Origin of the sequence: Streptomyces venezuelae (genome assembly GCF_008642275.1) — a bacterium.
Taxonomy (GTDB): domain Bacteria; phylum Actinomycetota; class Actinomycetes; order Streptomycetales; family Streptomycetaceae; genus Streptomyces; species Streptomyces venezuelae_E.
In genome coordinates this window covers 496,765-510,980 of the sequence record NZ_CP029189.1, presented here as the reverse complement: position 1 = coordinate 510,980, position 14,216 = coordinate 496,765, and the positions used below count along the sequence as shown (strand labels likewise).

Genomic DNA, 14,216 nt, shown 5'->3' with positions numbered 1-14,216 from the left:
GCCATGACCAGCCGCGCCATCGAAACGCCGTTCGCCGACTCTTCGGCCCCGGGTGGGCTGACGCAGTCCGAGGCCGAACGCCGACTGGCCCGGTACGGCCGCAACGAGGTCGCTCCTCCGCGGCCCACACCCCTCCACCGTCGGGTTCTGGCACAGCTGCGCGATCCGCTGATCATGGTGCTGCTCGGTGCTGCACTCCTGACCATCGCGATCGGCGACCACCCGGACGCCGTCGTCATCGGGCTGGTGGTCGTCTTCAACACGACCGTGGGAGTGGCCCAGGAAGTCCGGGCGGACCGTGCGGTCGCCGCGCTCTCCGCTCTTTCGGCCCCACACGCCCGGGTACGGCGCGACGGCGCGGCCCACGAGTTGTCGGCAGCACTCGTGGTGCCGGGCGACAGCCTGCTGCTCGGCGAGGGAGACGTCGTCGCCGCGGACGCCGATCTCACCGAGGCGTCGGCGCTCCTTGCGGACGAGTCGATGCTCACCGGCGAATCGGAACCCGTCGCCAAGACCGCGGGCGACACGGTCAGCGCCGGCACCGTCGTGGTGCGCGGTCGGGGTGTCGCGACCGCCACGGCCACAGGATCCGCCAGTGCCCTCGGCCGCATCGCAGCGCTCCTCGAAGGGGAACACGGGCCGACCCCGCTCCAGCGCCGCCTCGCCTCCCTCGGCCGGATCCTGGCCGCCGTCACGCTCGCCCTGTGCGTGCTCTTCTTCGCCCTGGGCCTCGTACGCGGCCTCGGCGTGAGCACGATGGCCGTCACCGCCATCAGCCTGGCCGTCGCAGCAGTGCCCGAGTCCCTGCCTGCCGTCGTCACCCTCGCCCTCGCCCTCGGCGCCCGCCGCATGGCCGCCCGCGGCGCCCTGATCCGACGCCTTCCGGCGGTCGAGACACTCGGCTCGGTGAGCGTGCTGGCCACGGACAAGACCGGCACCCTCACCGAGGGCCGCATGGTCGTCCAGCACGTGTGGACACCGGCGGGAGCCGCCGACGTGTCCGGCAGCGGCTACGAACCCCACGGCGCCCTGACCCGCTCCGGCCGCTCCCTCACCCCTGAGCAGCTCCGCCCGCTGCAAGAGCTTCTCACCACGGCGGCCCTGTGCAATGACGCGAGCCTCAAACCGCCCCGGAGCCGTTCCGACGTCTGGACGGCCTTGGGCGACCCCATGGAGGCCGCACTGATGGCAGCCGCTGCCAAGGCAGGCTGCGCCGACCCTGCCGAACTGCACCGGGAGTGTCCCCGGATCGGAGAAGCGCCGTTCGACAGCCTGCGTAAACGGATGACCACCCTCCACCACCTGCCCGACGGCAACGTCCTGGTCTGCCTCAAAGGTGCGCCCGAGACCGTCCTGGCCCCGACGGTCCTCGCCGACCCGCCCGACGTCCTGGCCCAGGCCCATCGGCGGGCTGCTGAACTGGCCGCCCGTGGATTCAGGGTCCTGGCGGTGGCAGGCGCCGAACGGCTCCAGTGGAGCCTGCCCGCCGCCGAGGCGGAGCACGGACTACGCCTGCTCGGACTGGTCGCCATCAGCGATCCGCCGAAGGCGACCGCCGCCGCCACATTGGCGGCATGCCGCGCCGCCGGCATCACACCCGTCCTGATCACCGGAGACCACCCGGCGACGGCCCACGCCATCGCCGTTCGCATCGGAATCGTCGAGGACGGACCTGCGGACGTGGTCGTCACCGGACCCGAGCTGGCCGCGGCTCCGAACACCGACCTGACAGCGGTCCGCGTCTTCGCCCGGACCGATCCACAGCAGAAGCTGGACATCGTCCACGCCTGGCGGGCCCGCGGCGCCGTGACCGCCATGACCGGGGACGGCGTCAACGACGGCCCTGCCCTGCGGCAGGCCGACATCGGCGTCGCCATGGGCGCCCGCGGCACGGAGGTGGCCCGCCAGGCCGCCGATCTCGTCCTCACGGACGACGAACTCTCCACCGTGGTGACGGCCGTCGAGGAAGGCCGCCGCGTCTACGACAACATCCGGCGCTTCCTCGTCTACGCCATGGCCGGTGGGGCCGCGGAGATCCTCGTGATGCTGACAGGCCCCCTGCTCGGCCTGGCCCTGCCCCTGCGGGCGGGCCAGATCCTGTGGATCAATCTCCTCACCCACGGCCTCACCGGCGTGGCGATGGGCGCGGAACCGGCCGCGCCGCAGGCCATGCGGCGCCCGCCCCGGCCGCCGGAACAGCACATCCTGGCCGCAGGCGTGTGGCAACGCCTCCTCGTCCTCGCCGCAGCCGTGACAGCGTTCAGCCTGATCGCCGGCATCGGCGCGCGTGCCACGGGCCTGCCCTGGCAGAGCGTGCTCTTCCTGTCCCTGCTCGGCGCACAGCTCGGAGTGGCACTGGGACTGCGAGCCCGATTGCTCACCACCCAGAACCTCTTCCTCCCCGCCTCCGTGGCGACCTCCGCCCTGCTCGCGATGGCAGCCCTGCACGTTCCCGCCCTTCAGTCGCTGCTGGACACCCAGCCGGTGGGCTGGGCCGGCACAGGACTCGCCGCCGCCGCAGCGCTCGCGGCATTCATCGCCGCCCGCCTCCTGCGCGGCGCATTCCACAGAAAGGCATGATCATGGACGCCTATTCGCCTGCCTACGGGCACGGGATCCACGCCGAGGTGGGCGACCAGATCGTCGTGGGCGGCCCCACCGTCGGAACCCCGGGCCGCGACGGAGAAGTCGTTGCCCTGCACCACGCCGACGGCACCCCGCCCTACGACGTGCGCTGGTCCGACACCGGTCGTACCACCGTGTTCTTCCCCGGCCCGGACGCCCACGTCCGGCACCTGCACCACGAATCCGGTACGCCGCGGCACGACCAGAGGCCATACGGGGCCATGGCCGGCTGAGTGGGAAGGCCGGGTCCTCCGGCCGGAGATACCGTGGAAGCGATGGCCATCGCGCCAGCGCTTCCGGCCGGAGGTGGGCATGACCGCAGCCGATCAGCCCACGGGCATGAGCCCGGGTGGCCGGCCCGCCCGGAGCGGAGTCCCTCGACTGCGGCTCGACGAACTCCTGGATGAGCTGCAGGTACGGATCAACGAGGTCAGGGGAACCCGGGACCGGCTTAACGGTCTGCTCGAAGCCGTCATGTCCGTGGGCCGGGAACTCGACCTTCCGCAGGTCCTGCGCGGCATCGTCGAGGCGGCTGTGGTGCTCGTGGACGCCGAGTACGGGGCCCTCGGAGTCATCGGGACCGACAAGAAACTGGCCCAGTTCCTCCCCGTTGGCATCAGCGACGAACTGCGCGGGCAGATCGGGGACCTGCCCTCCGGACACGGCATTCTCGGTGAGCTGATCCGCCATCCCGAGACGCTGCGGCTGTCGGAGTTGTCCGAGCATCCGGCCTCCTACGGGTTCCCGGCCCACCACCCGCCGATGCACTCCTTCCTCGGTGTCCCGATCCGGATCCGCGAGGAGGTGTTCGGCAACCTCTACCTGACCGAGAAACACGGCGGAGCCGAGTTCGACGCGGAGGACGAGGCGGTCTTGTCCACCCTCGCTGTGGCGGCCGGCATCGCCATCGAGAACGCCAGGCTCTTCGAAGCGGTCAGGCTGCGCGAGCGCTGGCTGGAGGCCAGCTCGGACATCACCAGCGCCCTGCTCTCCGGTGCACCCGAGGACGAGGTGCTTGAGGGCATGCTGGAGCGGGCCAAGGACATCACCGGCGCGGACATGGGCGTCTTCTACCTGCTCGGATCCGCCGGTGAACTGAGGGGCTCCCTCGCTCTCGGGGAGGGGGCGGAGGCGCATCGCGGGATCGTCCTGCCCAGTACCAAGGGCACGCTCGCCGAGGCCGCACTGGCCCGCGACGGACTCATCATGGTCCCCGACGTGGCGAGCGACGAGCGCGTCACCGTTCAGCCCGAGAGATGGACCGGCTTCGGCCCGGCCGTGGCCGTCACCGTGGGCACGAAGGAAAAGCTCAGCGGCGTCCTGATGCTCGCCCGGCGGCACGGCCGCCCAGGCTTCGCCACCGTTGAGGTCGCCGCGCTGCCGGGGTTCGCCGGCCAGGCTGCCCTGGCGCTGGAGCTGGCCGACCGGCGCCGTGACGCCGAGCAGATGAGCCTGCTGGAGGACCACGACCGCATCGCCCGCGACCTGCACGACCTGGCCATCCAGCGCCTCTTCGCCACCGGGATGACCCTCCAGAGCGCCCAGCGCTTCGTCGACCACCCCCAGGCGTCCGAACGCCTCGCGCGGGCAGTGGACGACCTTGACGCCACCATCAAGATCATCCGGTCTACCATCTTCGGTCTCCGCGAGCACGACACCCCAGGTCAGGCGTACAAACTGCGTTCCCGCCTGATTCAGGCGATGGACGAGGCCGCAGCAGCCCTCGGTTTCGCCCCGGCCCTGCGGATGGAGGGGCTGATCGACACCGACGTACCGCCGGCCGTCGCGGAAGAGGCCCTCGCCGTGGTAGGAGAGGCACTCACCAACGTCGCCCGCCATGCCGAGGCCACGCGGGCGGAGGTCTCGATCGCCGCGGCTGCCGGAAACCTGACCGTCACCGTGCTCGACGACGGTGTCGGCCTGCCCGAGAGCGGTCGGCGCAGCGGACTGCGGAATCTGGCAGAGCGTGCCGAGAGGCTGAACGGCCGGATGAAGGTCGCAGCGCGGGGTGACGGTGTCGGGAAGGGCGGCACTCGCCTGGAGTGGCAGGTGCCCCTGGCTCCACCACCGCAGTGACCGACGTCGGCGTCCTACGGCTTCGCGGTCCCGGTGTCGTGCCCGTGCACCTGGGCGGCGATCACGGCCGCTTGGACCCGCCGTTCCACTCCGAGCTTCCCCAGCAGCCGCGAGATGTGGTTCTTGACCGTCTTCTCGGAGAGGTAGAGCTGCTTGGCGATCTGCCGGTTGGTGAGGCCGTCTCCGATGAGTTCCAGGACGGCCCGCTCGCGTTCGGACAGAGCCGCCAGCCGGGCGTCCTCCGGTTCCTTCGCCGCCTCAGGGTCCCGCAGGGAGTGCATCAGACGGGCGGTGGTGGCCGGATCCAGCATGGACTGCCCGGTCGCCACCGTCCGTACGGCGGAGACCAGGTCGGAGCCCTTGATCTGCTTCAGCACGTACCCGGCGGCACCCGCCATGATCGCGTCCAGCAGTGCGTCCTCGTCATCGAAGGACGTCAGCATCAGACAGGCCAGGCCGGGCATGCGGGAGCGCAGCTCTCGGCAGACGGTGATGCCGTCGCCGTCGGGCAGCCGCACGTCGAGCACGGCTACGTCCGGGCGCAGCGCCGGCCCGCGGGCCAGTGCCTGCTCGGCCGTGCCCGCCTCGCCCACGACGGTGATGTCCGGCTCGGCGTCCAGCAGGTCATGCAGTCCGCGCCGGACCACCTCGTGGTCGTCGAGGAGAAACACCTTGATCGGCGCTCCGGCGGAGGCATTCGGATCGTCGGACATGATCGCCCCTGGTTCAGTGCCAATGACGCATTTCCCACCGAATTGTCTCAGTGAGGCGTGCAAAACACCCCGTGGCCGTGAGGCACTAGGCAGCGGCGGCACCGTCCAGCTCCATCCGGACGTCCACGACGCCCTCGACGGCGCGGATCGCCCGTGCGAGCGGGGGGACGAGGGCCCGGTCCCGCAGCGGGCCGCGCAGAGTGACAACCCCGTCCTGTACGGCGAAGTCCACGTTCACGCCGGGTGCCAGCTCGGTGAGCACGCTCTGGTGGATCTCCTCCTCGAGTTCCTCGTCGGGCCGCAGGAACACCTTGAGGAGGTCGCTGCGGCTGACCACGCCCTCCAGCATGCCGAGCGCGTTCACCACGGGCAGGCGCTTGACGTGCTTGCGGGCCATGATCCTGGCGGCTTCGGCGACGGGCGCGTCGGGGTGCACGGTGATCGCCGGGCTCGACATGAGCCCCTCGGCCAGAACCGCGCCCGCCTTCGACGCTTCCTCCAGCTGCTCGGGCAGCGCGGGGTCCGTCCGCCGGAACTCCTCCTTCGGCAGCAGATCCGCCTCGGAGACCACGCCGACGACGCGGCCCTCGCCTTCCACGACGGGGACCGCGCTGACCTTCCACGCGTGCATCAGCTCGACGATCTCCTTGTAGGACGCCTCCCGGCCGATGGCGACGGCCGTGTGCGTCATGACGTCACTGACGGTGTAGCGGGATGCGGGCATGACCGGCTCCTTCCCGTGCGGACGATCAGAGGAAACTGCCGCTGCCGTAGGGCGCGTACAGATCGAGAAGGCGCACACGGGCGGCTTGCAGCCGGTTGGCGAGGACCTGCCCGACCCAGTGGCCCAGGGCAGAGCCGAAAGCGTCATCGGCGTCCATCAGCGCTCGCACGCGCTCCGCGTCGAACTCGTACGCGCGGACGGGCGACATCGCCTCGGCGCCCAAGCGCCACGCGCAGGGCTTGAAGAGCCACGAACAGCCGACCAGCTGACCGGCGCCCAGGCTCTCGATGACGGCGGCGCGCCGCCCGGGCACATGGACGTCCAAGGTCACGGTGCCGGACCGGACGATCCAGAACCGGTCGGCGTGGCCGCCCTCGCGGAAGAGACGCGTCCCTTCCTCGAAGTTGACCTCTCGGGCCAGTTCCAGCAGACGGGAGCGGCAGTCGGCGGGCAGTGCCTCGGAGATACGGGTGGGTGAGAGGGTACTCATGGACGGCCTCCTGTTCGAGTCCGTCTTCAGTCTTGGCCTTCCCGCCGTTCCGGGCATGGGCCCTGTGGTCCCGTCCAGGGACCGATCGGCCCATGTGCGAGTTCGGCGCGCGCGGAGATCCTGGCAGCAGACAGCCCGTTCACGGCTTTCGCCGCTGTCCGACTGGCAGGCGCGGGACGTACGGGAACGGGCACGGCGTGGAGAGCGCAGGTGTTCGCCTCCCGCACCACGCCGTCGATCCGGATCGCGGCCTGCTCGCTCGACGAAGGGCGCCGACGATGAAAAGTCACCCGGCCGGTGCGACCACCGCTTCGCCTGCCGTCAGTGTGCCGGGACGACAGATGGAAGAGCTCGGCGCCGACGAAGCGCTGCGGCTGCTCGGCACCGCCGAACTGGGTCGGATCGTCTTCACCCACCACGCACTGCCCGCCGTACGCCCCGTCAACCACGTTCTCGATGCCGGCGACATCATCGTCCGCGTCCAGGACGGATCGACGCTGGCAGCGCTGCTCGCGACCCAGCCGGGTGCAGGCGTGGTCGTCGCCTACGAGGCCGACGACATCGATCCGGGTCAACACCTGGGCTGGAGCGTGGTCGCCACCGGCTACGCCACCGCTGTCACCGACCCGGACGAGACCGAGCGGTACGGACGCCTCCTGGAGCCCTGGGCCGCAAGCAGCGCATCGGGAGCGATCCGGATCCGACCCGACCTCGTCACCGGATTCCGCTTGCGCGAGGGCGGCCCGTAGCGGCGCCCGTTCGCGCGCTTCACCTCTACGAGGGCCGTCGCAGGTCACGATGGTGCGGGAATCGCCCGCAGGAGTTCCGGAGGTGCCATGCCGAAGCGCGGTTGGACCGTGGCGGTCCCGCCTGCTTTCCACGGGTACCGCGCCCCCTGGCTCCGGGGTGACGTGCTGGCCGGCATCACGGTCGCTGCCTATCTCGTACCGCAGGTCATGGCGTACGCCGGCGTTGCCGGCCTGCCGCCGGTCGTCGGTCTCTGGGCCGCCCTGCCGGCCATGGTCCTCTACGCCCTCAGCGGGTCCTCCCGTCTGCTGTCCGTCGGACCGGAGTCGACCACCGCCCTCATGACCGCCGTGGCCGTGGGCCCGCTGGCGGCCGGCGACCCCGCGCGGTACGCGGTGCTCTCGGCGGCCCTGGCGGTCGTGGTCGGTCTGCTCTGCCTCGTCGCGTGGGCCGTCAGGTTGGGCTTCCTCGCGGATCTCCTCTCCCGGCCGGTCCTCGTCGGGTACCTGGCCGGGGTGGCTCTGATCATGATCGTGGACCAGCTTCCCCGCCTGACCGGGACGAGTGGCAGCGGATCGGGGTTCTTTCCCCAGCTGGCTTCCTTCCTCCACCACCTCGGTGACGTGCACTGGCCCACGGCCGTGCTCGCCGCCGGATGTCTCGCCCTCCTGTTCGTCCTCCCGCTGGTGTGGCGACCGCTGCCCGGACCCCTCGTCGTGCTGGCGCTCGCCACCGCCGTGGTGGCGGGTTTCGCGCTCGACGCGAACGACGGCATCAACGTCATCGGAGTCGTCCCGACCGGACTTCCCGGCTTCGCCCTGCCCGATCCGTCGGACTATGCCGACCTGGTCCTGCCGGCCCTCGGAGTGCTCCTCGTCGGCTACTCGGACGTCGTCCTCACCGCGCGCGCCTTCGCCCGCCACGACGATCCGCACCCCTTGGCAGCCAACCGCGAGCTGCTGGCGCTCGGCGTCTCCAACATCGGCGCCGGCGTCCTGCACGGCTTTCCCGTCAGCAGCAGCGCCAGCCGCACCGCCCTCGCCGACTCCGCAGGCGCCCGCACCCAGGCGTACTCCCTCGTCGGCGCCGTCTGCGTAGCCGCCGTCCTGCTCTTCCTGGGCCCGCTGCTGGCCCACACGCCGTCCGCCGCGCTCGGCGCCATCGTCGTCTACGCCGCCGTACGCCTGGTCGAGGTGGACGAGTTCCGCAGGCTGGCAGCCTTCCGCCGCCGCGAGTTCCTGCTCGCGCTCGGCTGCGGACTCGGGGTCCTGGCCCTCGGCATCCTGTACGGCGTGCTCCTCGCCGTGGCGCTGTCCGTCGCCGAACTGCTCACCAGGGTCGCCCGCCCCCACGACGCGGTCGAGGGCATGGTGCCCGGTCTGGCCGGCATGCACGACATCGACGACTACCCGACCGCGCGCACCATTCCCGGTCTGCTCATCTACCGCTACGACTCCCCGCTGTTCTTCGCCAACGCCGAGGACTTCCGTCGCCGGGCACTGGCCTCGGTGGCTGTTCAGGACGAACCTGTGCACTGGTTCGTCCTGAACACCGAGGCCAACGTCGAGGTCGACATCACCGCCCTCGACGCCGTCGAGGCCCTGCGCTCCGAACTCACCCAACGGGACATCGTCTTCGCCCTCGCCCGCGTCAAGCAGGACCTGCGCCGCCCCCTCGACGCCTACGGCCTGACAGCCGCAGTCGGCCCGGAGCGCATCTTCCCCACGCTCCCCACAGCCGTTGCCGCCTATCGGGACTGGCAACGCGTCATGGGCCACGATCCAGCGCAGCGGTGGGAATGAGCGTCCTGCGGCTGCTGGAGCGGGTAAGAGGCGTCTTGGTCCACACGCCGGCTGGGAGGGCCTGGGTATTCGTACCGATGTGCCGAGAAACCCCGGCAGACAGCGCTGCATGGCGCCGAAGCCGGTTGGCACGAGTACAGCTCGATCGGACGGGCCGGGGACACCTAGCGGCTGTGGTCACACGCGGCCGTCAGGTGCGGTGCGGCCGGGGCGGTTACGGAGTTGTTGCAGGAATTGTGGGTTCCGGCACAGTGCCCGCCGCTGTCGCGATGGTGGGGTCGGTCCGTGGCGTACTTCTTGCTGGTTCTCGTTCCGGCCGGTCTGATCCTTCCGCTGGTCTTCGCGGGGCGCGCCGTCGGTGTGCTCGCCCGGGCCGGGGGGTCGCGGCGTGCCGGCAGCGGGGCCTGGCTGCGGACCGCCGGCTTCGCGCAGGCGGCGATCGCGGTGGGCGTGTACGCCTGGGGCCTGCTGCACGTCACCGGCGCGGTCGTGGCGGCGGAGGACGGCGGGACCAACTCGGTCCCCATCACGCCCTGCCGTACCCAGGGCTGGGAGACCCGGGGGGAAGGGATCACCGGCTACCGGGTGGAGTACGTGCCCCTGCGGTTCGTGTGCGAGACCGACGACGTCGGCGACTACGCCACCTCGGTCCCCGGCTACGTCAATCCGGTCTTCTTCTTCCTGGGCCTCGGCGCCGCCGTGTGCTTCACCGTCGTGGCCCTGGACTCCGGCAGCGGCCGCGAGCCGGCCGGCACCGGAACGTAGCCGCCCGGAAGCCGGCCGCACCACGGTCCGGTCGATCAGCCGGGCGCGGTGATCGCGACGAGTTCGACCTCGAAGCCGTCCTCGTTCTCCAGGTAGGCGGCATGGTGCCGCGGGCCTCCGGCGTGCGGATGCCGGTCCGGGAACATCAGCTGCCAGCCGTGGCGGGCCGACTCCTCGGCGAGGCGCTCGACGGTGGCCGCGTCCTCCACGTGGAAGGCCAGGTGGTTCAGACCCGGACGACAGCGGTCGTGCCGGTCGGAGGTGAGGGCCGGCGACCGTTCGACGACCAGGTACGTCGGCCCCAGCCGCCAGCTGCGGCCGTCGGCCCAGTGCTGGTAGGGCGTGTGACCCAGGGCTTCCAGGAGCCAGCCGAGCGAGGCGATCGCGCGGTCGAGGTCCGGCACCCACAGTTCGATGTGATGCAGCGTGCCGCTGACCGGCCGGCTCACGCGTAGAGCTCCCGGGCACGGGTCAGGTCGACGGCTCCGTCCTGGGGCAGGGGGAGGGACAGGGGCGACGGCAGCGGCAGGAAGTGCTCCACCTGCCATTGCTGCGCGTTCCCGGCCTGCCGGTTGGTGGTGGCCACCCAGGGCGGATAGACGCGGAAGGCGCGCTTCCCACCGGAGCCGTCCGTCGATACGACGCCGTGCCGGCGGAGCGCCTCCAGCGGCAGCACGAACTGGCCGAAGTGGTCACCGTCGCGGGTGCTGATGACGAAGAGGTCCACCGGGTCCGCGGCGTCGAACGGCATGATGGGACCGGCCGGGGAGCGCTTCCACACGGTGACGAACTGGCCGGCCTTCGTGGGCGTGGTCTTCGCCGCGCGGAACCGGACGGCGCGCCCGTCCAGGGTGAAGGCGTGGGCGGCGTAGGCGGCGCCCTCGGCCTCCGGGACCGGCAGCGAGCAGGTGAATCCGCAGGGGTCGTAGACGAGTGCCTTCGCCGCGACGAGATCCGGGTGGACCGGGGTGGCGGCGGTGTCCGACCACGGTCGGGGGCTGGGAGGGGGCGTGTGTGCGTGGCGCGTCGTCATGCCCTCACCCTGTCACGGCCCTGACCGGTCCCCGGCCCGGTACGGTTCGCCGGGCGCCGGGCCGCCGTCAGTCGAGGTCGATGTGGACGCTGGTGGACTTCACACGGGCGACGGCCTGCACACCGACCGCGAGCCCGAGCTCCTCGACCGCCTCTCGGGTCAGCAGGGAGACCACGCGGTGCGGGCCGGCCTGGATCTCGACCTGGGCGGCCACCTCGCCGAGCGTCACCGCCGTCACGATCCCGGGCAGCGCGTTGCGCGCCGACGTGGCGGACTCGCCGTCGCCCTCGGCCGCCTCCTTGGCGAGCGCGACGCAGAAGGCGGCCAGATGCACGCCCTCGACGATCCGCTTGTTGCCGTCCCGCAGGGTCGGGAAGCGGCCCGCGTCCGCCCAGCGACGGGCGGTGTCGGTGCTGACGCGTAGGAGTTGGGCGGCCTCGCCGATCGTGTAGAGCTGCACCCCGCAACTCTATGCCGCCGACGCCCCGGCCCGGGCCGGGGCCGCCCGGGTCGTGCGCCCGCCGGATGCGTAGGCTCGGGCCGTGGCTGATGATCAGATACAGAAGATCGTGGCGGGGCTTCCGGCCCTGAAGGACGTCAAGGCGGTATGGGCCGTGGCCGACGACCGGGTCGCGCGGGGAGACGCCGTCTTCGCCGCGGACCTTGGTATCGCTCTCGCCAGGACGTACGGCACCGAGGGGCAGTTGTGGCAGTACCGAAGCGTTTTCGACCATCTGCTCCGGCTGTTGGCCACCACGACCGGCCCCGACAACCTCGCCCAGGCACTGCGGCTCATCTCCTCGGACGCGGTCACCACCAGGGAGCTGGACCGCCGAGCGGCCTCGTTGCTGGCTTCCTGCCACGAGGCGACCGCCCTGGCCGCGGCGTTCACCGGCCGCGCTTCGGAGGAGTTCCGGGCCTGCCTGGTCCATGAGCTCGTCCTCAGGGGCGCGGCCGTCGAGGACACGCCGGGGATCGCGGGATGGGCGACGTCGCCGCACTGGAGCCATCACCCGCTGGGCCGGCTGCCCCTGACGCGGTCCGACGTGGAGAAGCACGCGGATCTGCCGGGCTACGGCCTGGGCGGCAGCTGCCACTCGATGCCGTACGGCCCGTCGGAGAGCCGCGGTCCGTCGGTGTTCGCCGACGTGCGCGTCCCGTCGGCGCAGGAGACGACGACGCAGGCCACTGCCACGGCCATGGGCAAAGCCGTGGCGAACTGGGCCGAAGGCTCCAACGGGCGCATCGAAGCGCGGGTGTTCGCTCTCGCGGAACCCCTGGACGCCGCATCGGTCCCGACCGCACTCCTGACGCTGGGGCTGGAGTCTCTGCGCGGAGCGGGGAAGAAGGCCCCGCTGTCGGTGGGGGTCTGTCCGCCGGCCCAGGCGTGGCGCGTGCTCTTCGCGGCGGCGTCGACGGGCGGGGCGTACACCTCCGGTTCCTTCGGAGCCTACGGCCGGCTGGCGGCTTGGCAGTCTCTGGCCGCGCTGGCCGGAAGCTCCGGGGACGCCACCGCCGCAGAGGCCGAAGCACAGGTGCTGGACTGCGTCTGGTACGAGTTCGACGCCGGCACGACGTGGTTCGAGCAGGTGGCCTGGGACATCGGTCTGGCCGCGCTGTCCTCGGACGGTCGGCGCCTGGCCGTGCTCGCCGCGACCGACACCGACTGAGCTACCGGCGGTTCGTACGGCGGGGGACCCGGACGGTGGGGACGGTGTCGGGCCCCGTCGTGTTCAGCGGGCGTCCAGCGGGTCGGCCCGGCCGGGCAGCTGGACGCGGGTACGGGGCGGAACTCCGGGTCACGTTCCACAGCCGCAGGGCTCGAAGCCCTCGCAGCGCAGTCCGGTGCCCAGGACCACCGCGAAGTCGTGGCCGGCACGCAGCAGGGGCCCGGCGCAGCGCGAGCCGTGGCTTCCCGGGCCCGTGCCGGGCGGGCTCACTGGCTGCGGCGGATCTCGTCGATCCGCTCTGCCAGAGCCTTCGTCTCCGAGAGCAGCCGGGCGTGCGCCTTCTTCTGCTCCTCGTCACCGCGGGGCCTGAACGCCGGGCTGAAGTGGGGCTGGAGCTGGGTCCACCAGCCGTAGTCCAGCATCGCCCAGGCCTGCGGGCAGAGCGGCGCGCGCGTCTTGGGGAGGTAGCCGCTGTCGACCAGCGACCGCTGGTACTTCTCCGGGTCGCTGCCGTCCAGGTAGCACAGGAAGTTGAAGGCCCGCTGCTGCGTGACGGGGTGGTCGCTCGACATGCCTTCCAGCGTGGGCCGGCCTTCCTTGCGGGCGATTTCGTCGAAGAGGATCGCGGCGGCCAGCGACGGGCCCGGCCCGACCTCGTTGACGGTGTAGAAGGACGCGTAGCCGTCGGCCGCGTCCTCTTCGAGGCCGAGGTTGGCCAGCGTGAGCTGGCGCTGCAGGGCGTGGCCCATCTCGTGGCCGAAGATGAACTCGGTCGACAGGACGGTCAGGTCGTCGGTGTTGTACTCGGCCGCGGGGAACAGGGCGGGCCGCTCGACGGTCTTCACGACGTCGGCGAGCGCCTTCTCGATCTGGGTCAGGAACGACGGCGGGACGAAGATCGTCCTGCCGTCGGGCTGGGTGACGGCGTCGGTGACGCCGGGCGGGACCTGCGAGGTGACCTTCACGACCATGTCGTGCGGGAGCGTGAGCGATCGGTTCACCCAGTCCGCCGACCGCTCCAGCACCTGCGAGTTCCGGATCAGCGCCACGGCCTCCCGGTCCGCCGGTTCGACCGTGCGGGTCTCGTAGACGACGGTGACCCGGCCGGACCGGGCCGACGGCGGTTGGGATCCGGCTCCGGGCCCCTGCGGCCCCTGGCCCGCGTCGCGAGTTCCGCCGGCGCAGCCGGTCACGACGACCCCGGCGAGGAGCAGCACGCCTGACAGGACGGTGCGGGCCCTCTTCGAGCAATCGGCGGTGTTCGGCATCCCTGGTCGGCTCCCGTCACGTGCCCCCGCACCGATCTTCCGGCCGGCTGCGGGCCGGTGCCCGTCGGGCCGCCCGTTCGGGGGACCGACGCCCGCCTGAGCGCCCTCCGCCGTCCGCCTGGGCGCGGTCCGCCGTCCGCCTGGGCGCGGTCCGCCGTCCGTCGTCCGGTCCCTGCCGCGACGCCCGCTGCGGTTCCGGCCGGGCGGACGGGACCGTCGCCCGTCGACCGGCCGGCACGCGTACGCCCCTCCGCACCGCCCGAAGACACCGCCCGAAGACACCGCCTGAAGACACCGTCAAGA

Annotated in this window: 14 protein-coding genes; 7 read left to right on the top strand and 7 right to left on the bottom strand. The window is 71.8% G+C overall.

Annotated elements, in window-relative coordinates; translation table 11 throughout:
* Positions 1-3: 3 nt before the first annotated feature.
* The 3 genes from DEJ51_RS02240 to DEJ51_RS02230 all read left to right on the top strand — a co-directional run bounded on the left by DEJ51_RS02240 (position 4) and on the right by DEJ51_RS02230 (position 4,701).
* Entirely contained in the window at positions 4-2,580 is a 2,577-nt protein-coding gene (locus DEJ51_RS02240) for a cation-translocating P-type ATPase (protein WP_150255787.1), read from the top strand.
* A 2-nt stretch (positions 2,581-2,582) separates the two neighbouring features.
* Positions 2,583-2,858 carry a DUF1918 domain-containing protein gene (locus DEJ51_RS02235; RefSeq protein WP_411757278.1) on the top strand — a complete coding sequence of 92 codons (276 nt, stop codon included), beginning with the start codon at positions 2,583-2,585 and terminating at the stop codon, positions 2,856-2,858.
* Between the two features lie 79 nt (positions 2,859-2,937).
* Positions 2,938-4,701, top strand: a complete 1,764-nt coding sequence (locus DEJ51_RS02230) for a GAF domain-containing protein (protein ID WP_411757277.1) — start codon at positions 2,938-2,940, stop codon at positions 4,699-4,701.
* A gap of 14 nt (positions 4,702-4,715) precedes the next feature.
* On the opposite strand, the gene DEJ51_RS02225 is transcribed toward DEJ51_RS02230, so the two are convergent.
* From DEJ51_RS02225 to DEJ51_RS02215, 3 genes are all read right to left on the bottom strand, one after another.
* Complete coding sequence (locus tag DEJ51_RS02225) at positions 4,716-5,414, bottom strand: response regulator (protein WP_150255785.1); 699 nt, start codon at positions 5,412-5,414, stop codon at positions 4,716-4,718.
* Positions 5,415-5,499: 85 nt separating this feature from the next.
* Positions 5,500-6,138, bottom strand: coding sequence for a CBS domain-containing protein (locus DEJ51_RS02220; protein ID WP_150255783.1), 639 nt, complete (start codon positions 6,136-6,138; stop codon positions 5,500-5,502).
* A gap of 25 nt (positions 6,139-6,163) precedes the next feature.
* Positions 6,164-6,628 (bottom strand): Crp/Fnr family transcriptional regulator, encoded by a 465-nt coding sequence (locus DEJ51_RS02215; RefSeq protein WP_150255781.1) that lies wholly within the window; start codon positions 6,626-6,628, stop codon positions 6,164-6,166.
* 341 nt (positions 6,629-6,969) lie between these two features.
* On the opposite strand from DEJ51_RS02215, the gene DEJ51_RS02210 reads away from it, so the two are divergent.
* The 3 genes from DEJ51_RS02210 (at position 6,970) to DEJ51_RS02200 (ending at position 9,942) form a co-directional block, all read left to right on the top strand.
* Entirely contained in the window at positions 6,970-7,377 is a 408-nt protein-coding gene (locus DEJ51_RS02210; RefSeq protein WP_223835626.1) for a pyridoxamine 5'-phosphate oxidase family protein, read from the top strand.
* Positions 7,378-7,464: 87 nt separating this feature from the next.
* Positions 7,465-9,177: a SulP family inorganic anion transporter gene (locus tag DEJ51_RS02205; protein WP_150255777.1), complete on the top strand. Its 1,713-nt coding sequence runs from the start codon at positions 7,465-7,467 to the stop codon at positions 9,175-9,177.
* Positions 9,178-9,462: 285 nt separating this feature from the next.
* A complete protein-coding gene (locus DEJ51_RS02200) occupies positions 9,463-9,942 on the top strand; it encodes a hypothetical protein (protein WP_150255775.1) in 480 nt (159 codons plus the stop codon).
* A 35-nt stretch (positions 9,943-9,977) separates the two neighbouring features.
* On the opposite strand, the gene DEJ51_RS02195 is transcribed toward DEJ51_RS02200, so the two are convergent.
* The 3 genes from DEJ51_RS02195 to DEJ51_RS02185 all read right to left on the bottom strand — a co-directional run bounded on the left by DEJ51_RS02195 (position 9,978) and on the right by DEJ51_RS02185 (position 11,435).
* Positions 9,978-10,391: a VOC family protein gene (locus DEJ51_RS02195; RefSeq protein ID WP_223835625.1), complete on the bottom strand. Its 414-nt coding sequence runs from the start codon at positions 10,389-10,391 to the stop codon at positions 9,978-9,980.
* Positions 10,388-10,975, bottom strand: coding sequence for a MepB family protein (locus DEJ51_RS02190; RefSeq protein WP_150255773.1), 588 nt, complete (start codon positions 10,973-10,975; stop codon positions 10,388-10,390). Before DEJ51_RS02190 ends, DEJ51_RS02195 begins: the two co-directional genes overlap by 4 nt.
* A gap of 67 nt (positions 10,976-11,042) precedes the next feature.
* Complete coding sequence (locus DEJ51_RS02185) at positions 11,043-11,435, bottom strand: molybdopterin-binding protein (protein ID WP_150255771.1); 393 nt, start codon at positions 11,433-11,435, stop codon at positions 11,043-11,045.
* 82 nt (positions 11,436-11,517) lie between these two features.
* On the opposite strand from DEJ51_RS02185, the gene DEJ51_RS02180 reads away from it, so the two are divergent.
* On the top strand, positions 11,518-12,645 hold the full coding sequence (locus DEJ51_RS02180; protein ID WP_150255770.1) for a DUF6183 family protein: 1,128 nt from the start codon (positions 11,518-11,520) through the stop codon (positions 12,643-12,645).
* A gap of 266 nt (positions 12,646-12,911) precedes the next feature.
* Here DEJ51_RS02180 and DEJ51_RS02175 read toward each other — a convergent pair whose 3' ends face one another.
* Positions 12,912-13,913 (bottom strand): DUF4344 domain-containing metallopeptidase, encoded by a 1,002-nt coding sequence (locus DEJ51_RS02175; RefSeq protein ID WP_190620136.1) that lies wholly within the window; start codon positions 13,911-13,913, stop codon positions 12,912-12,914.
* Positions 13,914-14,216 lie beyond the last annotated feature (303 nt).